Genomic DNA, 23,385 nt, shown 5'->3' on the forward strand with positions numbered 1-23,385 from the left:
AATGTCGGAAGCCCGCGCGTTCCTCCCGCTCACGGCTGCATCCAGGCCCGCCACGGCCGGGTGATCGACTCCCGGAAGGTGTGGTGGGAAGGGTTCCGCCCCACGTGCTGGAACGTCCACCGCTGCCCCACCGCCGCGTCCTCGCTCGACTCCGAGCCCGCCCCGCACACGGAGCACTCCATCGCGTACATGATCGGCTCGGCGTCCGGCTCCTGATCCGGCGCGAGCGTCCATGTACCGAAGAGGAAGACCGTCCGCGCCGTCACGACCGTGCCCCCTCTCCATGCCCCTCGCCGCCGCCCCCGGGTGGACCGGCCTCGCTCTCCGTCGCCGGCCGCGCGTGCTCGGGCGGGCAGTTCCATTCCAGACCGCCGCGCGGCGGTCGTAGCTGTACGTGACCGGCATGGTGGTCCATCACTTCGCCGAGCCGCCCGGTCCGGGTGTCGACGGCGTACGTCCCACAGGGAATTTCATCGCTCACGCCTCTATCCATGCCCACTCACGCGTCGCCTGATCGGTTATTGAATGGTTGCGGAGAGTGACGCGGGGATCAAGAGGGCGTGGGGTGACACGTCGGAGGCCGCCCCCAACGTGGGGGGCGGCCTCCGGGTGGTCGTCGGCCTGCCGGCCGGGCGTCCCGCCGGGCGCGTCGGCGCGGACGGGCGGGCTAGCGGACGATTCCGGCGGCGCGTGCTTCCACCAGCCATTCGGGGAACTCGACCATGAGCTCCTTGTAGAGCTCGTCGTCCGTCACCAGCCGCGGTTCGAGACCGGCGTGGAAGAAGCCGGCGTTGTCGACCACCCGGCGCTCCGGCACGGGCAGGTCGTCGAGACGGCGCAGGAAGTCGAAGCCCTTGGCCTCGGGGTCGCCGAAGCCCACGAACTGCCAGAAGATCGGCAGCTCGGCAGCCTCGCACAGCGCCTTCTCCGCGGCGGGCTTGCTGTAGGGCGCGCCGTCGGTCTGGAAGATGACGAACGCGGGGTCGGTCGCGCCGGACGCCTTGTAGTGCGTGATGACGGCCTCGATGGCCCAGTGGTAGTTGGTGCGGCCCATGTGGCCGTAGGACTCGTGGAGTTCCTGGATCCGGCCCTGGTGGTTGCCGAGGTCGATCTCGGCCGTGCCGTCGACGTCCGTGGAGAAGAAGACGACGGGGACGACGCCGTCGTCGTCGAGGTGGGCCGCCAGGCCCAGCGCCTGCTCGGCGAGGTGCTGGACGGAGCCGTCCTTGTAGTAGCGGCGCATGGAGCCCGAGCGGTCCAGGACCAGGTAGACCGCCGCGCGTTGGTCCGCCAGGCCCTGCTTCCGCAGCGATACGCCCGCCGACTTGTAGAGGCTGACGAGGCCGGGCGCGCTCTCCTCGACCTTTTCCAGGCTGATGGCAGCCCCTACCGTGCCGGGCTCCGCCGTCATCGCGGGAGCGGGCTCCGGGTCCGGGCCGGGCGCCGGCTCGGGCACGGGGTGGGGGTCCGGCCGGGGCACCGGGTCCGGCTCGGGGATGGGCTTGGGCTTCGGCATCGGGGTCGGCGACGGCTCGGGCTCGGGGACCGGCTCGGGCTTGGCGGGGCCGGGGGTGGGGATGGGGCCGAGCGGGCCGGGGTCGGGAACGGTCGAGCCGAGGTCGGGGACGGTCGTGCCGACGCGGTCGGCGGTCTCGGCGGTCGGCTGGGCCGGAACGGACACGGCGTTCGCTGTGTGGTCGGGGCCCGCGTTCTGCTGGGGGAGGCTCGGTTCGTCGCGTCCGGCGGCCTTGGCGCGGCCGAACGCGTTCCGCAGCAGACTCCGAATGCCCATGGGGAGATGCCCTTCGTGTGTCTCGGGGTGCGAGTGATGCCGGGGGTGGAGGGGGGTGGAGGAGAGGAGGTTTATGTCCGTACTGCTCGTAAAAGTCCGCATGCTTGACGACTACGTAAGGCTAGCTGTCAAGTCCGGTCCAGTACGTTCACACCCGACACGCCGTGGCGTGTGTCATGAGCGGTCCGGTCATGGACAGTCCGGTCACGGGCGGTCCGGTCATGGACAGTCCGGGATCCAGCTCCCGTGGAAACCCAGCGGCACCCGTACCGGGAGGTGCACCCGGGCCACGGGGCCGGCCGTGAAGTCCTGGGCCGCCAGCACCACCAGTTCGCCTGCCCCGCGTTCCGGGTCGTACGCGTACGCCAGCACCCATCCCTCGTCCTCCGCCGCCCCGGGCGCGGCCGGGACGAACACGCCCTCGCCCACGTCGCCGCCCGCCGCCACCTCGAACTCCTCGCTCGTACCGCGCTCCAGGTCATATTTGATGAGTGCGGTGTCCCGTCCTGCCGCGCGCTCTCGCATGACGTAGCCGAAGCGGTGGTGGACGGTCAGCCGCCGGGGGTCGACGCGGGGGTACTCCACCGGCCGGTCGTCCAGCGGGAGTCGGCGCACGGTGCCCGCGGCGGGGTCGACGGTCCAGCGCTCCAGGTGGGCGAGGCGCTCGCCGGGCAGCGGCCGGTGATGGTCGAAGTACCGTTCGTAGACGACGAGATGGACGGTGATCAGGCCGTCGGCGCGCTGGTACGCGTTCATGGGGTGGAAGACGAAGCACGGCTCGGTCTCCAGCCAGCGCGTCTCCGCCACCCCGCCGTCGCGCGGCAGGACCCCGAGCCGGGCCGGCCGGTACGGATCCCAGCGCGGATAGGGGCCGCCGTCGCGCGGGTCCCGCCCGAAGACCACCGGCAGGTCGTACAGCAGCACGTACCGTTCGGTGAGCGAGAAGGCGTGCATCATCGGGGAGCCGGCGACGGGGATCTCGACGTGCCGGCGCACACAGCCGTTCCGCCCGGCGACGACGTACTGCACATACGGCCAGTCCAGGCAGTACGCCACCGCGTGGAGCTCGCCGGAGCGCGGGTCGGTCACCGGGTGGGCGGAGAAGCCGCCCGGCAGGGTGCCGTGGAAGTCGAACGGGCCGATCGTATGGAGCTCGGGGTCCAGCTCGTAGGGGAGCGCCCCGCCCTCGACGAGGGCGAGACAGTGCCCGGCGAAGGACTGGACATGGGTGTTGGGCGCGAAGTCCAGGCCCCGGTGGCGCCGCCCGTGCAGCAGCTTCTCACCGAGCTGCCCGGCGACGGCGTCGGAGCGCACCCAGCGGTTGCGGTACCACTCGGCGCGGCCGTCGCGGAGCCGGACGCCGTGGATCATGCCCTCGCCGCCGAACCAGTGGTAGCCGGCCGGGTCGGCGACGTGCACGGGGTTGGGGCCGTTGCGCAGATAGCGGCCGCGCAGCGACTCGGGCAGCCGTCCCGTCACGGGCAGGTCGAAGGCGGTCGTCTCGTCCGTCACGGGGGCGTAGAACCCCCCGAGGTACGGATTGCGCTCCTCGGCGTCCGGATTCCGGTTCATGCCGCCCCACCTCCACCCGCCCCGTCCCCGCCGCCCCCGGGCGGTGCCCCCGACGCTCGGCCGTGATTCCACCAAACAGCGGAAGGAGGCGTTCGGCCAGTCTCCATCCGGCGGTCGACCGTTCTTCACCGGGCCGGGGTAACCGCCCGAAGGGGGCTTTCGTTGTCGGGAACGCCTGGGGAAGCCCAGGGCACGGGCAGGCCAAGAGCAGGGCAATAAATGAGGTCAGGGCAACCCTGTCCGCATGTTCCGGCCTCTTTATCGGTGAGTATTACCGGACCGAACATGAGTACCCACCACGGGGGCAGGGAGTTGAGAGGCGCATGGGCCTGACCAGCAGGTCACTCTTGTACACGGTGGTATTCGCCGCCGTGTTGTGCGTGGGGCTCACCGTCTGGATCTGGCCCCGGCTGGCCGGCCGCGGGGTCCGGCCGGTGCTGGGGCGGCTGGGGGCCATCGTGACCACCCAGCTGTCCATCATGGCGGCGCTGGCGCTGGCCGTGAATTCCTGGGGCGGCTTCTACGGCACCTGGAATCAGCTCCTCGGGCGCGTCGACAAGGCCCCCGTCAATGTGAACGAGATGGGCCGGGGCGGCCCGTACGCCACGGTCGGCGCGTCGAAGGACGGGCTGGTGCAGCCGGCCGGTCCGCAGGGGCTCGACAAGGTGGGCGGAATTCCGCGCGGCCCCGCCGACAAGGAGGGGAAGGTCCAGTCGGTCCGTATCGTCGGAGAGCGCTCCCGGGCCATCAACCCCGCATTCGTCTATCTCCCGCCGCAGTACTTCCAGAAGCAGTACGAACGTCACCGCTTTCCCGTCATGGTCGTGATCAGCGGTTATCCCGGCGGGATCATGAATTTGGCCCAGCACCTCCAGGTGCCGCAGACGGCGGGCCGGCTGCTCCAGGAGAACAGGATGCAGCCGACGATCATCGTGATGGTTCGGCCGACGATCGCGCCGCCGCGCGACACCGAGTGCGTGGACGTGCCCGACGGCCCGCAGGCGGAGACGTTCTTCACCAAGGACCTGCCCGACGCGCTCAAGAGCACCTACCGGGTCGGCCACGACCCGAGCGCCTGGGGCGTTCTCGGCTACTCCTCGGGCGGCACCTGCGCGCTGGAGCTCGCCATGCGCCGGCCGAACGTCTACCCCGCGGCGGCCGCGCTCTCCGGCGACTACAAGGTCGGCAACGACCTCACCACCGGCAACCTCTTCGGCGGCGGCCCGGACGGCAAGCGGAATCAGCAGGAGCACGACCTGCTCTGGCGGCTGGAGAACATGCCCGCGCCCCGGGTGAACGTGTTGGTGACCAGCAGCAAGAAGGGCGAGAAGAACTACGCCGAGACGGAGAAGTTCCTCAAGGCCGTCAAGCAGCCCATGACCGCCTCCTCGATCATCCTCCCCGAGGGCAGCCACCACTTCACCACGTGGCGGCGGGAGATCGGCCCGGTGCTGGAGTGGATGAGCCAGCAGCTGACGTTCCCGCAGGACACGGCGGACAAGCCGAAGCCGAAGGACGGCGGCAAGCCGTCCGGGACGCCGGATCCCTCGCAGGCCGCGAAGCCCTCGGAGGAGCCCAAGCCGACGGAGGAGCCGAAGGCGTCCGAGGAACCGAAGGCGTCCGAGGAGCCCGAGGCGGCCGAATAGCCGGCCGCTAGCCGGGCCCGCCCCGTAGCTGCTGCCCCAGCCAGGCGAAGGCCGCCGGGTAGAGGTTGATCCAGGTGCCGTAGTTGTGGCCCCCGGACGGCAGCAGCATCGTCCGCAGCCGGACCTTCGTTCCCGCCGCCTCCCGCTGGAACTCCTCGACATAGCGCGGCGGGCTGTCCCGGTCCTGCCGGGACGTCGCCACGAACAGCCCGACGTCGGCGTCGGTGTGCCGCACCAGCCACGTCGGGCTGTTGCGTTTCCGCAGCCCGGGATCGGGGATCGCGCCGCCGTCGCCGTTGAGCGGATCCGGGTCCAGGGCCGCGCCCGCGGTGAACGCCCGGGGGTACTGGAGCGGCAGCTTGGCCGCGCAGTAGCCGCCGGTGGAGATGCCCAGCACGCCCCAGGACTCCGGGCCCCGGCCCGTACGGAAGTGCTTGCGCAGCAGCTCGGGCACGTCCTCCGAGAGCCAGGTCGCGACCTTGCGGCCGGGTACGTCGGAGCAGTCGGTGTCGACGCCGCCGGGGTTGATGATCGGCACGGCCAGGATGAACGGGCGGGTCGCGCCCTCCTTCAGCAGCCGCTCGTAGGCGCCCGGCATCCGGCCCAGCTCCATCCAGGACTGCGGGGAGCCGGGCACCCCGTGCAGCAGGACGACCACCGGGAAGTTCGTGTGGCGGTAGCGCTCCTGCTCGTACTGCGGCGGGGTCCACACCAGGACCTGGCCGGAGAGCTGGGAGCGCGAGCCGCGGAAGTACGTCTCCTGCATGCCGTAGTCGGCCTTGCCGAAGCGGGCGCGGTGGGCGGGCGGGCCGGGCATCGAGACGGGCCCGGTGCTCTTGCGGCCGAGGAGGTCGTCCCAGGAGGCGTAGAGGCCGTAGCTGGAGTTGATCGAGACCGCGACCACGCAGATCGCGGTCGCCTGACAGAGGCCGATCAGCAGGACCCGGCCCAGCCAGCGCAGCGGCGCCGGTCCGGGGACCCGCCCCCACAGCAGCAGTGTGGCGACCACGGCCAGCACGGACGCGACGACGAGCAGAACGAGGAACGCGGTGCTGGTGAGGCTCAGGCCCATCCCGCGGACGCCCCCTCGGCTCGTCGGTCCCGATGGCGGGACGACCTTAATGGAGCGGGGGAGGGAGCGCCGGAGAAAACGGGGCAGGGCTACTCGGAAGGGTTGACGGCCGTGTCGCCGGGCGGAACGGGGGCGTTCCGCGGCCGTATGGAGGTCACCGCGCAGGTGAAGAGCACCTCGTCGTCCTGATGGCCCCGGACGACGGTGGCGGCCGGCCCGCTCCGCCCCCCGGTGGAGGTCTCGCGGGTGGCCTCTATCCAGATCGGGCTGTCCAGCTCCGCGTAGCGGTGGAAGCTGCTGGTGAGCTCGGTGGGGAGGATGACCGGGTCCGGTGAGAGCACGGCGGCGGCCTGACGGGCGGCCTCGAGCAGGACCATCCCGGGGACGTGGTCGACGGGGTGGTCGAAGAGGATGGGATGCCGCCCGTCCGCGCGCAGCCGCCACCGGGCCGCGCCGGGCGTGTCCTCCTCGGCGAGCACCACGTCGAACGGGGAGTGGCGGCCGACGCGCCGGGGGCGCATCGGGGCGCCGAGCACGTTCGGCGTGCCGGGGAGCCGATCGCCGCGCAGTCGGCGGTAGACCTCGGGAGAGGTACAGGTGTACGAGGCGCTGCCGGTGGCCGCGATCGCCCCGTCCCGGCGGATGACCACGTCGTAGCGCATGCCGCCGAAGCTTCGGCCCTTGCGGCGGATTTCCGAGCATTCGACGTCCAGCACCAGCTCGGCGGGGGTGGACTCGAGCGTCGTGTGCTGGGGACGCAGTGCGTAGTCCAGGTGCCACATCAGGAACTGGAATCCAAGTGGTACGTCGAATTCCGCGTGGGCGAGCAGCGAGCCGATCTGCCGTACGGTCTCGGCGATCAGCATGGGATCGTGCTGCACTCCCCGGAGCGGGGCGAAGAAACTGTGGCCGCGCGGCCATTGGGCCCAGACCCGGAAACGGTTCGCCTCGACCTTGCGCCAGCCCGTGAGCAACACCTCGGCGACCGCCGCGCGGTGGACGTACTCACGCGGGACGGTGGTCGTCAGCCGGGGCAGGGCCGGGGCGAAGGACGCCGGGGCGGAGGTGGTCTGGGACATGGTTCCCCCTCGGATCAGCATGCTGCGCCCAGGATCGACTGCGGATATGTCAAGGTGCGTGCTGTCAGAGCTTCTCGAGCTGCTGACGGCCCCCCGGCCAACGCCCTTCGGGGGGTCAAGATACAAGGCGGGTGACGGCCTTTCAGCGCCGATGTGATTTACCTCTCTCACCTGGGGCAATCGCGGTGCGTCGCTTTGTAATTCGAGGAGACGTTCCCCCGCCTGTGCATTCGTTCGACAATGGAGGTCGGTAGTGGTCGGGTCCCTGCGACGGATACGGCTGGCCGCCGTCAATATCGACGGCGTCCTTCTCAACGACACGTTCAGCCCGGTGATCCACCGGTTCGTCACCGACCGGGGCGGCCGGTACACCGCCGACGTGGAGTACGACGTCTTCTCCCAGCCCCAGTTGGTGGCGGCCCGCGCGCTGGGCACGGCGGCCGGGGTGGACTGGGCGCCGGAGAAGGTGCTGGAGGTCTACTTCCAGGAGCGCGCCGCGTATCTGGAGCACGACCCGGTCCGGCTGCTCGACGGCGCCGTGGACCTGCTGCGCCGGCTGCGCGCCCTGGGCCTGCGCGTCGTCTGCTACGGCGGCCTCGCGGCCGCTCACTTCGACCGCCACCTCGGCGCGTACGCGGACCTCTTCGACGGCCCCCGGTACGTCTGCACCAACGATTTCCGGCCGGGAGTCAAGGAGATCGCGGAGATCTTCGGGCTCCGTCCCGACGAGACGGTGTTCATCGACGACGTCGCCCGGGTCGCGGAGGCGGCGCGCGAGCTCGGCGTGGCGTTCATCGGGCACCCCTCCGGCTTCGCCCACGGCTTCCAGGGCGAGTTGATGCGGGCGGCGGGCGTACGGCACCTGGCCGGCTCGCTCTCCGCCATCGACGAGTCGCTGCTGCGCACCGTCGACGCGGAGGCCGCTGCCGGGACGTCGTGGGCGGCCCCCACCGGGCCGGGCGACGCCTGACGAACCAGCATCATGGAGCCGGTTGACGGTACCGCCCCCGACGGTACCGCTGCCGGAGCGTGAGTGAAGGGGTTCCCTTGATGAAGAGTGACCAGGGATTGCTGCGGGACCGGATCGCCTTGATCACCGGTGCCAGCAGTGGCATCGGCGCGGCGGCCGCACGGGTGTTCGCCCGTGAGGGGGCGACGGTCGTGCTGGCCGCCCGGCGCGAGGACCGGCTGCGCGAACTGGTGACGGAGCTGCGCGACAAGGGGGCCGAGGCGGCGTACGTGGTCACCGATGTGACCCGGCGCGAGGACACGGCCCGTGCCGTCGCCTTCGCCGTGGAACGATACGGAAGACTTGACTCCGCTTTCAACAACGCCGGTTGGGGCCAGGGGCGCACTCCGCTGCATCTGATGGACGACGACCTCTACGACGCCATCATGGACGTCAACGCCCGGGGCACCTGGAACTGTCTGCGGGACGAGATAACCGCCATGCTGGAGGGCGGAACCGGAGGGTCCATCGTCAACAACAGCAGTGTGGGCGGGCTGTTGGCCACTCCCGTGGCCGCCCCGTACGTGGCCGCCAAGCACGCGGTCATCGGATTCACCCGGGCGGCGGCCGCCGAATACGCGGCGAGCGGCATCCGGGTGAACGCCGTGGCCCCGGGCACCACGCGCACCGAGGTGGTGGCGGAGTGGTTCGAGCGGAACCCGGGAATGGAGGCGGCGTTGCACGCGGCGTCACCCCAGCCCCGCACCGCCGAGCCGGCGGAGATAGCGGAGGCCGCGGCCTGGCTGCTGAGCGACCGTTCGTCCTTCGTCACCGGCGCCACCGTTCCCGTGGACGGCGGCTTCCACATGGTGTGACACGGGAGTTGGGCGACCGGACGCGCCGCCCCGGACGAATTGGTATCGAGTGTATTGCGCCATGTTGCCAGACGGCACTTGATAGGATACGTACTCGCCGGTTTGATTTCCGGGGCGACCGCGGCACGTATGGCCGGCGACATGTCGCCCTCGCCGCCGGGACGCGGCGGAGCTATCTCATCGATCCGGAGGCAGACCGTGGCAAAGCAGGACCGCGCGATCAGGACTCGCCAGTCCATTCTGGAAGCGGCCGCGGTGGTGTTCGACGAGCGGGGTTACGACGCCGCCACCATTACGGAGATCCTGACCCGGGCCGAAGTGACCAAGGGGGCGCTGTATTTCCACTTCGCCTCCAAGGAGGAGCTGGCGCTCGCCGTGATCGATGCCCAGATGATGACGGACCTCCCGGCCGCCGAGCCCGGCCGGGCGTCCAAGATGCAGGAATTGGTCGACATGGGCATGATTTTCGCCCATCGGCTGCTCGTGGACCCGCTGTTGCGCGGCAGCGTCCGGCTCACCCTCGAACACGGTTCGACGAACCTCAACCGCAGCGGCCCCTTCCATGGCTGGACGGAACTCCACACGCGGGTCCTGGCCGAGGGCAAGGAGCGCGGTGAGGTGCTGCCGCACGTGGTCCCGGCCGACACCGCGGAGCTGATCGTCGGCGCGTACGCCGGCATCAACACCATGTCCCAGGCCATCAACAACCGCTCCGACCTGGAGCGTCGCGCCACGATCCTCTACGAGCACGTGATGCCCAGCGTGGCCGTGCCCTCGGTGCTGGCCCGGCTCGACCTGGCCCCCGGGCGCGGTGCCCGGGCCCTGGCCGAGGCGGAACGGCAGCGTCTGCGGTCGGCGGCCGAGGCCGAGGGCGCCCTGGAGGCCGCGCCGGCCGGGGTGGGCTGAACCGCGGGCCGTTTTCCCGGCTTTCCCACCGGGGTGGAGTGTCTTATTCCGGAGTGTCTTATTCCGTAAAAAGGGTGCCGCAGGGCACCCGTTTCTCTTAAGCTGGCCGGAAAGTGGCGGCTGAAATCATTCGTCGGCAGCAGAGCAAACCGACGTGACGGTATTGAACCGTTGTATTGGCCAGCCACTTTTTACGAAGCGGCCGGCCCGGCCTTTCCCGTGGTGCGGGACGTCAGCCCGGGTGTCAGCCCGCGGTGACGGCCCGCGCGGCGCTCTCGCGGGCGGTGGAGTCCAGGATCTCCAGGGCGACCCGGAGGACGGCCGCGCGTTTGGCCTCACGGTCCCCCGGCAGCGCGTCCAGGGTGAGCGCGCCGAAGTGGACGGCCAGCAGGGCGCTGGAGAGGCGCACCCGGGTGTCCAGCGGCGCCTCGCCGTCGTGGAGCAGCCCGGAGACCGCCGTCACCCGCTGCCGGAGCGTCTCGCCGATGGCGAGCTCGCGCAGCGTCGCCTGGTTCTCCTGGAGGATGTGATAGATCGGCGCGGCCTCGCGCAGGGCCGCGCTGTAGCGGCGCAGCAGCTCGCGCTTGGTCTCCAGGGTGGCGGGCTGGTCCCGGCCCCAGGCGATCAGTTCGTCGACGGGGCCGCCGAGCTGGTCGGAGAGGGCGCCGAGGATGTCCTCCTTGGTCTTGAAGTGGTAGTACAGCGCGGCCTTGGTGACGCCGAGCTCCTCGGCGATCTCCCGTAGGGAGGTCTTCTCGTAGCCCCGCGAGACGAAGAGATCGAGGGCCGTTCGCTGGATGCGCTCGCGGGTGTCGCTCTTGCGTGCCTGGGATGTGCTGCCCATGGGCTCACTCTCCTGCTGGTCCGTGGTGCGCTTTCTTTAAGGTCATAACTAGCCCGTCGGCAAGTAAGTAACGGGCGACCCCCCTCATCGGTGCCCTTGTGGCAGCCGGGACGGGTGCGACGGAGGGAATCTAGCCGGACGGCAGGCAAGGCGAAACCATACTTGACGCCCGGCTAGGGGACTCTTACGCTTCCGACCGAGCTGACTAGCCTGGCGGCAGGTACGTAAATGTGACTGGACCGAGGGGATGGTGCGCGTCGACATGGCACGACATGTTGCTGCCGCGATCGACTACTACGCACACGACTACTACGCGACGGGTCTCGCCGCGGCCGGTGGTACGCGCCATGAGGTGCCCGCCGACGCCGCGCCGGACGACCGGGCTCCGGCCGGTCGTTCCCCGGCGGAGCCCCTTCCCGCGGTATTCGAGGGGCTGAGCGTCCCGGTGCGCACGGCGGCCTCGCTGTTGGGGCTCTCCCCGTGGACCGTGGCCCATCTCATCGAGCGCGGCGAACTGCGCAGCGAGCGTGGCGGGCAATATCGGTACGTGACGCTGACCAGCATTTTTTCCTATCGACGACTGACCCGTTGAGGGTCTTTTGGATTTGGCTATGAACGCCGATCGGACCTAGCGCGTCCACTGGATCGAACGAGTGAAACCCCGCAACCCAGGGAATGGGCCGGAGTTATTCAGAGCGCTTTCTCTGTGGGGGCGCTACTCGATCGAAAGGCATAGACGTGCTCAAGAAGGTTCTCGCCACGGCCGCCCTGTCGGCTTCCGCGGTCGGCGCCGTCGCCTCGCCGGCGATGGCCATCGGAAACGACCAGGATGTCCTCAACGCCAATGGTGCCAAGACCGGTTACGGCAACACGTTCACCGGCGGCAAGGAAAGCCCGCAGATGAGCCTGATCCAGGGCACGCTGAACAAGCCGTGCATCGGCATCGGCAAGCTGGGCATCCAGTCCCTCATCGGAGTCCTCAACATCGGCCTCCAGGACGTGCCGATCCTCACGTCGCAGCAGCAGCAGCAGTGCACCGACAACTCCACGATCAACGACGGGGACGACCCGCTGTCGCACATCCTCGACGAGATCCCGATCCTGTCGGGCAACGGCTCGGGCAACGGTCACTGACCGGACCGTCCGGCTACGGACAAGAGTCCCTCTGCGGCGGGTGTGCGGGACCCGCTGCGGGGGGACTCCCCTTTTTCCCGCGCTGGGCCGAAGGAATGAAGGCCGATAACCTTCGCGGTCGCTCCGAGTTAGGCAGAGCGTCCAGGAATTCCGTCGACCGGAGCTGAGGAAGAAACGTGTTCAAGAAGGTTGTGGCCACGGCCGCGCTCGCGGTTTCCGCGGTCGGCGTGTCGTCGGCCCCCGCGTTCGCGTACGGCGGGGGTGACGCCAGGGACGTCTACAACGCCAACGGCGCCATGCAGATGTACGGCAACACCTACACCAGCGGCTATATGAGCCCCCAGATGGGTCTGATCAACGGCTCGTTCAACAAGCCGTGCATCGCCATCGGCAAGCTGGGCGCCCAGTCGCTCATCGGTGTGCTCGGCGTCGGGCTCCAGGACATCCCGATCCTGTCCTCGCAGCAGCAGCAGATGTGCACCGAGAACTCGACGATCAACGACGGGGACGACCCGCTGTCGCACATCCTCGACGACATCCCGATCCTGTCGGGCAATGGCTCCGGCAATGAGGGAGGTCTCTTCGGGGAGTTGGGCGTCCGCGGGCACGGTCACGGTCATGGCCACTGACGGCCGCGCCTGACCCGCCCGGTGCGGGAGCCGCCCTCCGGTCTCGGGGCCGGGGGCGGCTCCCCTTCCGTTTTCAGCCCTCTTGCCTCGGCCCGCTTGTCCCAGCCCTCTTGTCCCGGCTCTTGTGTCTCAGCTCTCGTGGTAAATGGTCAGCACCGCGCCGCCGACCTCCACACGGCGGTGCCCCAGCCGTTCCCCCCGGCGCAGCGCGCTCAGGCAGTCGCGGAACATGGCCATCTCCTCGCCGGTCAGCACGGCGGCCGCCAGGTCGAGCAGTTCGGCGACGCTCCGTTCGGTGAGCACTTCGGGCAGCTCACCGGAGAGCAGGACCACGGATTCCCCACAGCGCCCCCGTACGACGGCGTTGGACGTCGAGGCACCACTGACAACGAGCACGCATTCCCCCTGGCTTCGGGCAGACCGAGACGATAGCCCGGTGGGGACGCGCTCCTCGGGCGGACGCGAATATTCGCCGGAATCCGGTGGTCCAGGGAACCGTGGGCGTCGCCGCCGACGTCCGGTACGTAACTCGCGGGCCCGAAGGGGTGGTTCAGCCCCCGTCCGGGTGGTCCTTGGGCGAGCGTTCGAGCAACGACTCGACCAGCGCCGCCACATGCCGGCGGTCGTCGGAGGACAGCCGCTGGACACTCGCGATCAGCAGATCGACCTCCGGGTCCGCCGGCGCGGCCGGCTCCCTGGAGTCCGGGGCCGGCTCCGCGGTCGGGTAGAGGTGGATCCCGCAGGCCTCGGCGGCCGCGCGGCGCAGGGTGTCCAGGGGGAGATCGAGACCGCGCGACAGTCCTTCGAGCGTGGCCGGCTGCGGCATCCGCACCAGACGCTCGGCCGTGGCCAGGTGGTGCACGGTCGACCGCGGAACGCCGCCCCGGCGGGCGACCTCCCCGTAGGACCACCCCTGCCGGTCCAGGCGATCTTTGATGATCTGGCTCAGTGCGTTGGTCACTGAAGGTCGCTTCCTGCTCTCGGCTGGCTCGGGCGCGCTCGGGTGAACCGATTCTACGGAGGCCGTCCAGAGGGGATCTTCGGGAACCCCTTGCGCGGCGTCGGCGGACCCCACTACTGTCCAATCTCGTTGGACAGCTTGTCCGACCGCATCGGACGCGAGCCGGGGGGTCCTGCCCGGGTCCGGTTGCGACACCGCGGTCCGTCATCGCGGACCACCATCCCGAGGGGGACGACCATGCTCGATGTGCACGAGCTCGACGCCGAGTCCGCTGAGCTGCTGCCGGGTCGTGAGGCCCTGGGGAAGCTGAAGTTCAGCTTCTCCCGCACCACGACCGTCACCAAGCACATCGCCAACGTCTCGGCGCACAACACGTCGACGGCGCTGAACGTCTGCTCGCCCGACGCCGTCGCCCAGTCGGCGGCCACGCAGACCATCGCCATCCAGCAGTAGCGGCGGGGGCCGCGGCCGGCTCCGGCCGCCCGCGGCCCGCCACCGGCACTTCGTTCGCACATCGTTCGCACGTCGTCAGAGAAAGGCACTGCCATGAGCATGAACGCGCACGAGCTCGACGCCGAGTCCGCCGAGCTGCTGCCGGGTCGTGAGGCCCTGGGCAAGCTGAAGTTCAGCTTCTCCCGCACCACCAGCGTCACCAAGCACATCGCCAACGTCCACGCGCACAACGAGTCGCTCGCGGTGAACGACAACTCGCCGCTGGCGGTGGCGCAGTCCGAGGCGGCCCAGTCCATCTCCATCAAGCAGTAGGCCGACCCGGCCCACGCGCTCGGCGGACCGCGTCCAGGGGAAGCGCGGTCCGCCGATCCCCAGGGGGGGCTTGGGGGTTGGGGACAGGGGTGGATCCGTCGAATTTCGTCCAGGGGGAACAAGATGTCGGTGGTCGGAGACCACGAGGCCGGCCGTAGCCGCCGTCGCCGCACCACGGGCACGACCACGACGATCCACTTCGGCACCGGGGGGACCGACGTCCGGACAGGGGACGACGGAGCCCCGGTGCCGGGGCCCGGCGGTTTCCCGTACGTCCTGCCACCGGCGTACGGGGAGGGGGAGACCATCCCGTACGTCCTGCCACCGGCGTACGGGGAGGGGGAGACCACCGGGACCCTGCCGCCGCCCGACGCGGAAGCCGTCGTCCCACGGCTCAGCGCCGGGCTGCGGCTGCACGGCGAGTACCAGGGCTCGGGGTTCACCGAGCCCAAGTACATCGCCCGTCGCGGCGACGGCCAGGTGGTGCAGCTCTCCCGGCTGCTCCACCTGGTCGCCTCCGCCGTCGACGGGCGGCGCGACACCTGGGCCATCGCCCGGGAGGTCAGCGTCTCGTTCGGCCGCGAGGTCAGCGCCGACAACATCGCCTATCTCGTGGAGACCAAGCTCCAGCCGCTCGGCATCACCGTGCCGCCCGGCCAGGAGAGCGACGAGGTCCACGCCCCGCGCTCCGACCTGCTGCTGGCCCTCAAGGGCCACCGCGTGATCTTCAACGAGCGGCGGGTCGCCGTCATCGCCCGCTCGCTGGCCTGGCTGCACCGCCCGCCCGTGGTGGCGCTCGTCCTGCTGCTGGCCCTGGCCATGGACACCTGGCTGTTCGGCTTCCACGGCGCGATGACGCCCGTGCTCAACGTCCTCGACCAGCCGCTGCTGCTGCTCGTGGTCTTCGGGCTGACCGTCGCCTCGCTCGTCTTCCACGAGTTCGGCCACGCCTCGGCGTGCAGATACGACGGCGCGACACCCGGCTGCATCGGCTGCGGCCTCTTCCTGATCTGGCCCTCGATGTACACGGACGTCACCGACGTCTACCGCATCGGCCGGGCCGGGCGGATCCGCACCGACCTGGGCGGGGTCTACTTCAACGTCGTCTTCATGCTGCTGCTGACCGGGCTGTACTTCGCCACCGGCCAGCCCTTCCTGCTCTGCGCGGTCTACCTCGGCCACTTCGAGGTGCTGGAACAGCTGATGCCCGCCGTCCGGCTCGACGGCTATTTCATCCTCGGCGACCTCGCCGGAGTGCCCGACCTCTACGGCAAGATCAAGCCGATTCTGCTGAGCGCGCTGCCCTGGCGCGGCACCGACCCCGCCGTCGCCGACCTCAAGCCCAGGACCCGGGCCGTCGTCACCACCTGGGTGCTGACCATGGTCCCGCTGCTGGCCGCCGAGGTCGCCTACGCCCTGTGGAACCTCCCGCGCCTGATCGCCACCGGCGTCCGCTCCCTCACCCAGCAACTCAGCGGCACCTACGAGGCGTTCGCCGACGGCCAGCTCGCCGCCGGGCTCGCCGGAGTGCTGGGCAGCCTGATGCTCATCGTCCCGCTGGCCGGCATGACGTACCTGTCCATCCGGCTCTCCGGACGGCTCGGCCGCAACGCCCTGCGCGCCACCGCCGGACGCCCCCGGCTGCGCACCGCGCTCGTCCTGGCCGTCGCCGCCGTGGCCACGGTCCTCGCCTACGCCTGGACCAGCGGGGTCACGCCCAAGCCGCTGCCGCCCAAGCCGCCGATCGCGCCGATCCTCCAGCCCAACGTCCCCACCGTGCCGCCCCCGCCCGACCCGGCCGAGGCGATCGCGCACGCCCCGATCGCCGGACGCGCCCCGAGCGGTGCCGCCCCGGACGCGGCCGGCCCGGCGCTCTCGCCGCTGCCCTGGCGCACCCCGTCGGCCGCCCCCGGGCTTCCCTCGCCGCCCCCGTCGGCCGCTCCGGCCCCGGCCGCCCCGGCGGCGGGCCCCGCGCCGGCCCCCAAGCCCTCCGCGGTCCCGGCCCCGATCGTCCTGGCGCCCACCACCGCGCCCCCCAAGCCCCCCGCGCTGCCGCCCTCCCCGGCACCCAAGCCGGTGCCCAGCCCGGCCGCGACCGCGTCCCCGTCGGCCGCGTCCGCTCCGCCCGCCCCGGCCCCCGCGCCGGCGAGCCCTCCGGCTCCGGCGCCCACCACCGCGCCCCCGTCGCCCCCGGCGCCCTCGCCGACGGCGTCGCCGGCCGCGACCCACTGATCCACTCAGTCACTCCGCCGCAAGGAGCACTCCATGAACGCCTACCTCTCGCGCCACTTTCTGCGGGCCGGTCTGCTGGTCGCCGGGCTCGCCGTGGCCGCCACCGGCCCGGCCCAGGCCGCCGAGGCCATCGCCGTCACCCAGGACGGCGTCCGGACGACGGCGGACCACCGGCACCACATCGAGTACCGCGACAGCTTCACCATCCACCAGTTCGGCACGGTCGCGGCGGCCCGCGTCGGCAACCGCGCGGACGCCAAGTCGGTGGGGTGCACCGCCGACGACGCCTGCCGCTCGGTGGCACTGTCCTTCCAGGTCGTCACCCTTTCGGGGCAGAACGTCCGGCTCTCCGCCGTCAACAACGGCCACGCCGTCAACGAGCACTGCGTCGGCTGCCAGACCCTCGCGGGCGCCTACCAGTTCGTCGTCTCGACCGCCACGCCCGCCCGGCTCACCGCCGACGCCCAGCACCGGCTCGCCGACATCCACCGCAGGCTGGACGCGCTGAGCGCCTCCCGGGTGCCCGCCGCCGACCTCAAGCGCCAGGCGGACGCCCTGGCCGACGAGGTCAAGGACCTGCTCTCCCGGCCCACCTCGCTGACCGCCGCCCACCCGGCCCGCCCGTCCGTGAAGGTCCACCGCCAGCTGGACGGCTGGCCGCAGCACTGACGACGACACTCGCGGGGCGCGGCACGGCCGCGCCCCGCGACCGCGCGTGGTGATCATTCCCTGCGCGATAATCACGGCCATGGAAGCGGATGGCCCTGAGCCGATCGCCGGGTCCCTCCGGCGGCTGATCGCCCACCTCGTCACGGCGGGGACGGCGTATCCGCTCGTCCTGACCGGCGGCCTCGCCCTACGGGCCCTCGGCCTGACCGCCCGGCCCGTGGGCAACGCGGCCCTCGCCACCGACAGCCAGGAGCCGATGCCCGCCGTCGTCGCGGCACTGCGCACGGCCCTTACGGAACACGGCTGGCAGGTGGGACACGCCGAGACCGACCCGCTGTCGGCCCGCTTCGCGGTGACCGACCCGGAGACCGGTGAGGAGCGCGCCGTACAGATCCTCAAGGAGACGGTCTGGCGCCCGCTCGTCCCGACGGAGCTCGGCCCCTCCCTGGCGGCCGAGGACGTCGTCGGCACCAAGGTCCGCGCCCTGGCCGCCCGCGGCTTCGCCCGCGACTTCATCGACGTCCACGCCGCCTCCGCCCACTGGCCGCCCGCCGAACTGGAGGAGTTCGGCAGACGGCACGCCTGGGACGAGGCCTTCGACCTCGCCGACCTGCGGGCCCGGCTGGACGGCGCCGACTGGATCGACGACCGCGAGTTCACCGCGTACGGGCTGGCGGAGGACCGCGTCGCCGAGCTGCGCGGCTGGGCCCGGGCCTGGTCCGACGACATCGGCGAACGGCTGCTGGAAGAGGCGCCGTACGAGGACGAGGACGAAGCGCCATAAGAGGGCGATCCCGCGGCCAGGACAGCACGGACCCTCCCTTCCAACAGCCCTGACCAGGGACTTTCGCTGGAATCAGGGGTGTTACCGTCTGGGCTCCTACAGGAACGCAGGCGAGGACGGGGGTCGCGCGTGGCGAACGCACGGGACACGGGACGGAAGAGGGAAAAGGGCACCGGGCCCCAGGGCGAGATAGCCCTGGTGAAGGGTGTCGCCGTCGTGGCGGGGCTCTTCGCCACCTGGCATCTGGCCCTGGTGGCCACCGCCGACGACATGGCCGTGACGGACGTCGCCGCCACCGTCAAGGCCCTCGCCCTCCACCGGCCGCTGGACGGACTGACCGAGGACGGCATCCGGGCCGCCTCGCCCGCCGTCACCGTCTGCGTCTGGCTGGCCTTCATCGCCCTGCCCATCACCCTGATCACGCTGGCCGTGCGCGCCCGCGCCCGGCGTGTCCACGGCGCCGGCGGTGAGGGCCTGGCCTCCGCCGTCGAGGCCCGCCGCGACCTCGGCGAGGCCCGTGCCCGGGCCGCCGCCGCGCAGACCCGCGCCACGACCTTCGCCGGCAAGGACGGCCGCCACGACGCCAGGGCCGTCGCCCGCGCCGAACTGCGCGAGTTCGGCTGGCGGATGGGCCGGCAGCTCGGCACCGGACAGCCGCTCGTCGCCACGCCGGAGGACTCCATCGCGGTCATCGCCCCCTCCGGCGGCGGCAAGTCCCGCAACGTCGTCATCCCCGCCTGCCTCGACGCGCCCGGCCCGCTCGTCGTCACCTCGACGCGCGCCGACGTCCTCGACGTCATCGCCCAGCCGCGCTCACGCCAGGGCAAGGTGTGGGTCTTCGACCCGCTCGACACGGTCGGCTGGCCCGAGCGCATGGTGTGGGACCCGGTCGCCGGCTGCCAGGACGGCGAGACCGCCACCTCCCGCGCCCTGTCCTTCTCCGTCGGCATGGGCGCCGACGACGGCTCGTCCACCAACGCCGGCTTCTTCCAGCAGACCGCCTCGTCCGCCCTCACCCGCCTGCTGCACGCGGCCGCGCTCGAAGGCCGCACCATCGAGCACGTACTGCGCTGGGCCACCAACCTGGAGAAGGCGAGCGAACCCCGCGCCATCCTCACGGACCACCCCGGCGCCGAGCCCGGCTGGGACGTCCTGCTGCGCTCCGTCTCCACGGGCGCCGACGAGACCGTCGCCTCCACCCGGCAGACCCTCGCCGCGCAGCTCGAACCCCTCGCGCTGCGCAAGGTCCTGCGCTGTGTGACCCCCCAGGAAGGCGTGCCGGTCTTCGACGCGGACCGCTTCGTCGCCTCCCGCGACACGCTCGTCCTCATCAGCGACTCCAACGCCTCCACGAACGTCTCCCCGCTCACCACCATGCTGCTCGGCGAGGTCGTCGACGCGGCCAAGCGCCGCGCGCCCCGGACGCCGTCCGGCCGCCTCGACCCCTTCCTCCGCCTGGTGCTGGACGAGGTCGCCAACGTCGCCCCGCTGCCGAAGCTCCCCGCGCTCGCCTCCGACGCGCGCGGCTACGGCATCCACCTCGTCTACGCCCTCCAGTCCCTCGCCCAGGCCGGGCAGCGCTGGGGCGACAAGGAAGCAGCCACCCTCCTCGACAACGCCGCCGCGACCATGGTGATGGGCGGCCTCAAGGACATCGAGGCCCTGCGCCGCTTCTCCGAGCTCATCGGCGAGACCGAGATGGCCGAGCTCTCCACCTCCCGCGACACCCAGCGCCTCTTCGGTTACACCACCTCCGAGGTCAACCGCGAACGCCGCATCCTGCGCCCCGAGGAGATCCGCCAGCTCCCGCACGGCCGGGCCCTCCTCCTCTTCCGCGGCGCCCCGGGCGTCATCGTCGAGCTGGAGCCGTGGGACCAGAGCCCCGACGGCCCGGCGCTGCGCGCCGCCGAGCAGGCCACGCGCGCGGCGCGCGTCGGCGGACCGCTGTAAGGGATGACGACACGTGGCTGACGACGTACTGAAGCGCTCGGACTTCGCCGCCTACCGGGCGGAGCTGGAGGAGCACATCAAGAAGTTCGCGCTGGGAGTGAAGCGCGAACAGGGCGAGGTCGAGGAGATCCTTGGCGAGATCCTCGACCGCCTGAACGCGCTGGAGACGCCGGCGGCGTCGTCTCCCGGCGGCCACCTCCCGTGGTCCCTGCGCGCCACGGAGAAGGACTGGCAGGACCTGGCCGACTGGATCGACTGGCTCGGCCGCCACTACGCACCCCAGCTCCACCTGCGCATCTGGCCCTGCTGGCCGGCACACGGCGGCGTCGTCGAGGAGCTCGCCGCCCTCCGCGCGGCCTGGTGCGCGGCCGTCGAGGCCGACGCCGACCCGGCCCGTGCCGGCTCCGAGCTCGCGTACTGGCACCAGATGTGGCTGTGGCCGACGGTCGAGCGCATCCGGCACAACTACATGTTCAGCGAGTGCGAGACCGACCACTCCCCGGACCGTCCCGGCCGCCCCACCGACACGACCGCCCTCCGCGCGCGCGTCGCCGAGGCGGAGACGGAGCGCCTGCGCCTGGAGAACGCGCGGTACGTGTTCTTCGCCGAGGTCCCGCCGGGGTTCACCGTCGACCGGCCGGACGGCCTGTGGCGTTCGGCCGACGAGACGGACGAGACAGACGAGACGTGGGAGTACCTCTCGCTCCTCGACTGGGAGTGGCACGCGGTGGAGAAACTGCCCGTGAAGCGGGAGATCCTCCACCCGCTGCCGGCCGAACGGGCGCTGGAACTGGCCGCCGACCGTCAGTCCTGGGTCACCTACTGGGCCCACCACACCGACGAGCCGGACTGGCGGGCCGGGATGCCGCCGACCACGGTGGTCCGGCGCCGGCGCAGCCCGGAGCGCGTCCTCGACGAGGCGTACGGCCCGGACGGCGCCTGGGAGCCCACCGACGCCGTTCACGACTTCCTCAGCGCCCGGCCCTCCGACCCACCGCACCTGGTGGAGATCGACGCGACGGAGGCGGCCCGGCTGGCGGACGGGGACATCGGCCTGTGAACACCGACAAGCCGGTGGGCGCCTGGCAGGACGCCCGCCCCGACGACGCCCGTCCCCTGTCCCTGACGGCCGAGGAGAACGGCCTCGTCACGGCCCGCTGGGAACGGGCCCGCGCGGCCCACCCCCAGCTCGACACGGTCGTGGAAACCCTGGCGACCCGGTTGGCCGAACCGTACGGGGCCCGCCTGGAGGGAAAGCAGTACCGCCTGAAGTCCCTCATCGCCTTCCGCCGCCGGGCCGCCACCCGCAAACGCCTCCGTGTCGACGTGGAAGTGTTCGTGCGCAAGGTCACGGACCTCAACCGCTACACCCTCGTCCTCGCAACCGATCACTACACGGCGGGCGTCCAGCAGACATACGCCCTCCTGCACGAACAGGGCTTCGAGCTCGTCCCCGGCTCGGAACGGAACACTTGGGAGGACCCCCTCTACAAGGGATTCCGGGCGGCCTGGCAGCGTCCGGGCGGAGAGCCACGATTCGAGATCCGCTTCCATACGGCGGAGAGTTATTCGGCCCAGTCCGAGAACCAGCTCCTTTACGATCTCTACCGCTCGGGGCGGATGCGGGGCGTGCGTGCCGTGTCCGGCCCGGAGTTCTCGAAGGCGCACGAGCAGGCGGCGGTGCTGGTGCAGAGCGGGCGTTACGGAATGGAATCCGGAAAGGAAGGTCACTGATGGGTGATCAGAGCACTTACGAGTACTTCGTCAAGGCGACGCAGCCGTACACGCCGGAGCGGCCCTCCAGCCTGTGGCGGCGGTCGGCGGACGAGTGGGAATTCCTGTCGCTGCTCGACTGGGGGTGGCACAAGGTCAAGGGCACCATCGAGCATGTGCCCGGGCCCGGGGCCCTGCACCCGGTGACCGCCGGGCGGGCCGCGGAGCTGGAGGCGGACCGGCAGGGCTGGGTGACCTACTGGGCGTTCTACTCGTCCGAGCGCAGGTGGCGGGCCGGCAAGGGCCCCACCACGGTCGTCCGGCGCCGGAGGAGCCCTGAGCGCATTTTCGATGAAACGTTCATGCAGGGCGATGTGTGGGAGCCCGACAGCGCGATCTTCGAAGCCTTCGACGCCCGGCAGACCAACCCTCCGCACCTGGAGGAGATCACGGTCGAGGAGGCTGAGCGACTCCTTCAGGAGCTGCGCGGGGTGATGGGGGCCACCCAGCTGTGAGCAGTTCGGACACCGGCGCGTGGCAGGGGTCGGCGGAAAAGGCCGAGGACCACCTGAAACTGACGGCCGACCAGAACCGCCTGGTCACCGCCCGCTGGGAGGCCGCCAAGGAGGCGCGCGGCCGTCTCGACGGCATCATGCAGGGGGTCGAGCGCCAGTCGGCCGGGCGGGGCGGAAGGCTGGAAGGGCTGGAGCACTCCCTCAAGGGCCTGGACTCCTTCCGCCGGAAGGCCGCCGTCGAGGTGAAGCGAAACGGTGGTGACGCCCAGGAGGTCTGCGAGGAAGTCGACGACCTCAACCGCTACACGCTGACCTTCGAAGCGGACGAATACGTCCAGGGCACGAAGCAGGCGTACGCGGAGCTCCGGGAGCGCGGCTACGAGACCGTGGCCGAGTACAACACCTGGGAAGACCCGGTGTACAAGGGCGTGAACACCGCGTGGGAACACCCGGAGACCAAGGAGAAGTTCGAGCTCCAGTTCCACACGCCGGAGAGTTTCAAGGCGAAGTCGGACAACCACGAGCTCTATGAGCTGGCCCGCTCGGGGAAGTTCGAGGAATTCAATACCAAAAAGGAGCCGAAGCGTTCCGAGGCCTACCAGGAGGCGTCGGACCTTCTCCAGAACGAGCGGTACGAGAACGTCCGCATCCCCCCGGGCGCCGAAGAGCTGAACGAGCGCAAGATTCGTGCCACGCTCAATCCGAACCTGGACCCCGAGGTCATCGAGCACGTCCGGCGCATGGAGGCGGATCTCAAGGCCACGCACGCCGCCGAGGCCGCTGCCAAGGAGCAGCAACAGGCGAACTCGCTCGCCGATGGCCTGGGCGAATCACTGGACACCGGTGGCCCCAACCTGCGCGACAGACTGGGCGCGAAGGCCGAACAGCCACTCCGCTCCGAGGCCCGCCCCACCGTCGCCGACCCCGTGCCCACGCAGTCGCGGGGACGTGGCCGATCCATGTCGTAGGGGCCCCGCGCAACAGAATGGCCACAAAGGGCCGCCCCCGGCCCGCCCGCCGGCCCGAGCCGGGGGCGGGCGTTTCCGGCACAGTCCACCTTGTCGGAACTTTGTGCCTTTCGAAGCGGACAGAGTTGGTAACTGTTCTGCTACTAGTTGTCAAATGAAGACATTTGACGATCAGTAATCAGCCAACGTACTGTCCTCGCACTCAGGCGTTGTACGGGGGAAGGGTCGCCAGGGTTGAGCGCATTCAAGACAGTCGTGTGGCGAATACTGAATCTGCCGGATCCGCGCGACAAGGCTCCGGCCGCACCGACTGCTGACATGCTCGCGACA

At 70.9% G+C, this 23,385-nt stretch carries 25 protein-coding genes; 17 read left to right on the forward strand and 8 right to left on the reverse strand.

Going from position 1 to position 23,385, the window contains the following annotated elements; genetic code table 11:
- Nucleotides 1–29: 29 nt before the first annotated feature.
- The 3 genes from RM609_RS20170 to RM609_RS20180 all read right to left on the reverse strand — a co-directional run bounded on the left by RM609_RS20170 (nt 30) and on the right by RM609_RS20180 (nt 3,364).
- On the reverse strand, nt 30–266 hold the full coding sequence (locus RM609_RS20170) for a DUF7848 domain-containing protein (protein ID WP_311612769.1): 237 nt from the start codon (nt 264–266) through the stop codon (nt 30–32).
- Nucleotides 267–667: 401 nt separating this feature from the next.
- On the reverse strand, nt 668–1,411 hold the full coding sequence (locus tag RM609_RS20175; protein ID WP_311612999.1) for a vWA domain-containing protein: 744 nt from the start codon (nt 1,409–1,411) through the stop codon (nt 668–670).
- Nucleotides 1,412–2,011: 600 nt separating this feature from the next.
- The gene (locus RM609_RS20180; RefSeq protein WP_311612771.1) at nt 2,012–3,364 is read right to left on the reverse strand and encodes a carotenoid oxygenase family protein; all 1,353 of its coding nucleotides are present in this window, start codon (nt 3,362–3,364) and stop codon (nt 2,012–2,014) included.
- Nucleotides 3,365–3,687: 323 nt separating this feature from the next.
- Here RM609_RS20180 and RM609_RS20185 point away from each other — a divergent pair, with 323 nt between their 5' ends.
- Entirely contained in the window at nt 3,688–5,010 is a 1,323-nt protein-coding gene (locus RM609_RS20185) for an alpha/beta hydrolase (RefSeq protein WP_311612773.1), read from the forward strand.
- 7 nt (nt 5,011–5,017) lie between these two features.
- Here RM609_RS20185 and RM609_RS20190 read toward each other — a convergent pair whose 3' ends face one another.
- Nucleotides 5,018–6,082: an alpha/beta hydrolase gene (locus tag RM609_RS20190; protein WP_311612775.1), complete on the reverse strand. Its 1,065-nt coding sequence runs from the start codon at nt 6,080–6,082 to the stop codon at nt 5,018–5,020.
- Nucleotides 6,083–6,171: 89 nt separating this feature from the next.
- Nucleotides 6,172–7,161: a ScbA/BarX family gamma-butyrolactone biosynthesis protein gene (locus RM609_RS20195; protein ID WP_311612776.1), complete on the reverse strand. Its 990-nt coding sequence runs from the start codon at nt 7,159–7,161 to the stop codon at nt 6,172–6,174.
- Nucleotides 7,162–7,414: 253 nt separating this feature from the next.
- Here RM609_RS20195 and RM609_RS20200 point away from each other — a divergent pair, with 253 nt between their 5' ends.
- From RM609_RS20200 to RM609_RS20210, 3 genes are all read left to right on the forward strand, one after another.
- Nucleotides 7,415–8,131, forward strand: a complete 717-nt coding sequence (locus RM609_RS20200) for an HAD family hydrolase (protein ID WP_311612778.1) — start codon at nt 7,415–7,417, stop codon at nt 8,129–8,131.
- Nucleotides 8,132–8,211: 80 nt separating this feature from the next.
- Entirely contained in the window at nt 8,212–8,985 is a 774-nt protein-coding gene (locus RM609_RS20205; RefSeq protein ID WP_311612779.1) for an SDR family NAD(P)-dependent oxidoreductase, read from the forward strand.
- 198 nt (nt 8,986–9,183) lie between these two features.
- Entirely contained in the window at nt 9,184–9,891 is a 708-nt protein-coding gene (locus tag RM609_RS20210) for a ScbR family autoregulator-binding transcription factor (RefSeq protein WP_311612781.1), read from the forward strand.
- Nucleotides 9,892–10,135: 244 nt separating this feature from the next.
- Here RM609_RS20210 and RM609_RS20215 read toward each other — a convergent pair whose 3' ends face one another.
- Nucleotides 10,136–10,735, reverse strand: a complete 600-nt coding sequence (locus RM609_RS20215; RefSeq protein WP_311612782.1) for a TetR/AcrR family transcriptional regulator — start codon at nt 10,733–10,735, stop codon at nt 10,136–10,138.
- A 262-nt stretch (nt 10,736–10,997) separates the two neighbouring features.
- Here RM609_RS20215 and RM609_RS20220 point away from each other — a divergent pair, with 262 nt between their 5' ends.
- The 3 genes from RM609_RS20220 to RM609_RS20230 all read left to right on the forward strand — a co-directional run bounded on the left by RM609_RS20220 (nt 10,998) and on the right by RM609_RS20230 (nt 12,498).
- The gene (locus RM609_RS20220) at nt 10,998–11,327 is read left to right on the forward strand and encodes a hypothetical protein (protein ID WP_311612784.1); all 330 of its coding nucleotides are present in this window, start codon (nt 10,998–11,000) and stop codon (nt 11,325–11,327) included.
- Between the two features lie 146 nt (nt 11,328–11,473).
- The gene (locus RM609_RS20225) at nt 11,474–11,869 is read left to right on the forward strand and encodes a rodlin (RefSeq protein WP_311612786.1); all 396 of its coding nucleotides are present in this window, start codon (nt 11,474–11,476) and stop codon (nt 11,867–11,869) included.
- Between the two features lie 176 nt (nt 11,870–12,045).
- Nucleotides 12,046–12,498, forward strand: a complete 453-nt coding sequence (locus RM609_RS20230) for a rodlin (protein WP_311612787.1) — start codon at nt 12,046–12,048, stop codon at nt 12,496–12,498.
- Between the two features lie 129 nt (nt 12,499–12,627).
- Here the strand turns inward: RM609_RS20230 and RM609_RS20235 are convergent, their stop codons facing one another.
- Nucleotides 12,628–12,894 carry a hypothetical protein gene (locus tag RM609_RS20235; protein WP_311612789.1) on the reverse strand — a complete coding sequence of 89 codons (267 nt, stop codon included), beginning with the start codon at nt 12,892–12,894 and terminating at the stop codon, nt 12,628–12,630.
- Nucleotides 12,895–13,048: 154 nt separating this feature from the next.
- Nucleotides 13,049–13,459 (reverse strand): helix-turn-helix domain-containing protein, encoded by a 411-nt coding sequence (locus tag RM609_RS20240; protein ID WP_311612790.1) that lies wholly within the window; start codon nt 13,457–13,459, stop codon nt 13,049–13,051.
- A gap of 237 nt (nt 13,460–13,696) precedes the next feature.
- Here RM609_RS20240 and RM609_RS20245 point away from each other — a divergent pair, with 237 nt between their 5' ends.
- The 10 genes from RM609_RS20245 (at nt 13,697) to RM609_RS20290 (ending at nt 23,055) form a co-directional block, all read left to right on the forward strand.
- Entirely contained in the window at nt 13,697–13,912 is a 216-nt protein-coding gene (locus tag RM609_RS20245; protein ID WP_311612792.1) for a hypothetical protein, read from the forward strand.
- Between the two features lie 93 nt (nt 13,913–14,005).
- Nucleotides 14,006–14,224, forward strand: coding sequence for a hypothetical protein (locus RM609_RS20250; protein ID WP_311612794.1), 219 nt, complete (start codon nt 14,006–14,008; stop codon nt 14,222–14,224).
- Between the two features lie 123 nt (nt 14,225–14,347).
- Nucleotides 14,348–16,456 carry a hypothetical protein gene (locus tag RM609_RS20255; protein WP_311612795.1) on the forward strand — a complete coding sequence of 703 codons (2,109 nt, stop codon included), beginning with the start codon at nt 14,348–14,350 and terminating at the stop codon, nt 16,454–16,456.
- Nucleotides 16,457–16,489: 33 nt separating this feature from the next.
- A complete protein-coding gene (locus RM609_RS20260) occupies nt 16,490–17,125 on the forward strand; it encodes a hypothetical protein (protein ID WP_311612797.1) in 636 nt (211 codons plus the stop codon).
- A gap of 79 nt (nt 17,126–17,204) precedes the next feature.
- Nucleotides 17,205–17,909, forward strand: coding sequence for a nucleotidyl transferase AbiEii/AbiGii toxin family protein (locus RM609_RS20265; protein WP_311612798.1), 705 nt, complete (start codon nt 17,205–17,207; stop codon nt 17,907–17,909).
- Nucleotides 17,910–18,038: 129 nt separating this feature from the next.
- Nucleotides 18,039–19,859 (forward strand): type IV secretory system conjugative DNA transfer family protein, encoded by a 1,821-nt coding sequence (locus RM609_RS20270; RefSeq protein ID WP_311612800.1) that lies wholly within the window; start codon nt 18,039–18,041, stop codon nt 19,857–19,859.
- Nucleotides 19,860–19,872: 13 nt separating this feature from the next.
- Complete coding sequence (locus tag RM609_RS20275) at nt 19,873–20,919, forward strand: hypothetical protein (protein WP_311612801.1); 1,047 nt, start codon at nt 19,873–19,875, stop codon at nt 20,917–20,919.
- The gene (locus RM609_RS20280) at nt 20,916–21,593 is read left to right on the forward strand and encodes a hypothetical protein (RefSeq protein WP_311612802.1); all 678 of its coding nucleotides are present in this window, start codon (nt 20,916–20,918) and stop codon (nt 21,591–21,593) included. Before RM609_RS20275 ends, RM609_RS20280 begins: the two co-directional genes overlap by 4 nt.
- Nucleotides 21,593–22,087, forward strand: a complete 495-nt coding sequence (locus RM609_RS20285) for a hypothetical protein (RefSeq protein WP_311612804.1) — start codon at nt 21,593–21,595, stop codon at nt 22,085–22,087. The genes RM609_RS20280 and RM609_RS20285 overlap by 1 nt, the downstream gene beginning before the upstream one ends.
- Complete coding sequence (locus RM609_RS20290) at nt 22,084–23,055, forward strand: hypothetical protein (RefSeq protein ID WP_311612805.1); 972 nt, start codon at nt 22,084–22,086, stop codon at nt 23,053–23,055. The genes RM609_RS20285 and RM609_RS20290 overlap by 4 nt, the downstream gene beginning before the upstream one ends.
- Nucleotides 23,056–23,385: the final 330 nt, after the last annotated feature.

The sequence above is a fragment of the Streptomyces hesseae genome, from assembly GCF_031845785.1.
Taxonomy (GTDB): Bacteria; Actinomycetota; Actinomycetes; order Streptomycetales; family Streptomycetaceae; genus Streptomyces; species Streptomyces hesseae.

Coding starts and splice junctions, on each gene's coding strand:
- RM609_RS20175 (WP_311612999.1), bottom strand. CDS start 1,411: ATGACGGCGGAGCCCGGCACGGTAGGGGCTGCCATCAGCCTGGAAAAG.
- RM609_RS20180 (WP_311612771.1), bottom strand. CDS start 3,364: ATGAACCGGAATCCGGACGCCGAGGAGCGCAATCCGTACCTCGGGGGG.
- RM609_RS20185 (WP_311612773.1), top strand. CDS start 3,688: ATGGGCCTGACCAGCAGGTCACTCTTGTACACGGTGGTATTCGCCGCC.
- RM609_RS20190 (WP_311612775.1), bottom strand. CDS start 6,082: ATGGGCCTGAGCCTCACCAGCACCGCGTTCCTCGTTCTGCTCGTCGTC.
- RM609_RS20195 (WP_311612776.1), bottom strand. CDS start 7,161: ATGTCCCAGACCACCTCCGCCCCGGCGTCCTTCGCCCCGGCCCTGCCC.
- RM609_RS20205 (WP_311612779.1), top strand. CDS start 8,212: ATGAAGAGTGACCAGGGATTGCTGCGGGACCGGATCGCCTTGATCACC.
- RM609_RS20215 (WP_311612782.1), bottom strand. CDS start 10,735: ATGGGCAGCACATCCCAGGCACGCAAGAGCGACACCCGCGAGCGCATC.
- RM609_RS20220 (WP_311612784.1), top strand. CDS start 10,998: ATGGCACGACATGTTGCTGCCGCGATCGACTACTACGCACACGACTAC.
- RM609_RS20245 (WP_311612792.1), top strand. CDS start 13,697: ATGCTCGATGTGCACGAGCTCGACGCCGAGTCCGCTGAGCTGCTGCCG.
- RM609_RS20250 (WP_311612794.1), top strand. CDS start 14,006: ATGAGCATGAACGCGCACGAGCTCGACGCCGAGTCCGCCGAGCTGCTG.
- RM609_RS20255 (WP_311612795.1), top strand. CDS start 14,348: ATGTCGGTGGTCGGAGACCACGAGGCCGGCCGTAGCCGCCGTCGCCGC.
- RM609_RS20260 (WP_311612797.1), top strand. CDS start 16,490: ATGAACGCCTACCTCTCGCGCCACTTTCTGCGGGCCGGTCTGCTGGTC.
- RM609_RS20265 (WP_311612798.1), top strand. CDS start 17,205: ATGGAAGCGGATGGCCCTGAGCCGATCGCCGGGTCCCTCCGGCGGCTG.
- RM609_RS20285 (WP_311612804.1), top strand. CDS start 21,593: ATGGGTGATCAGAGCACTTACGAGTACTTCGTCAAGGCGACGCAGCCG.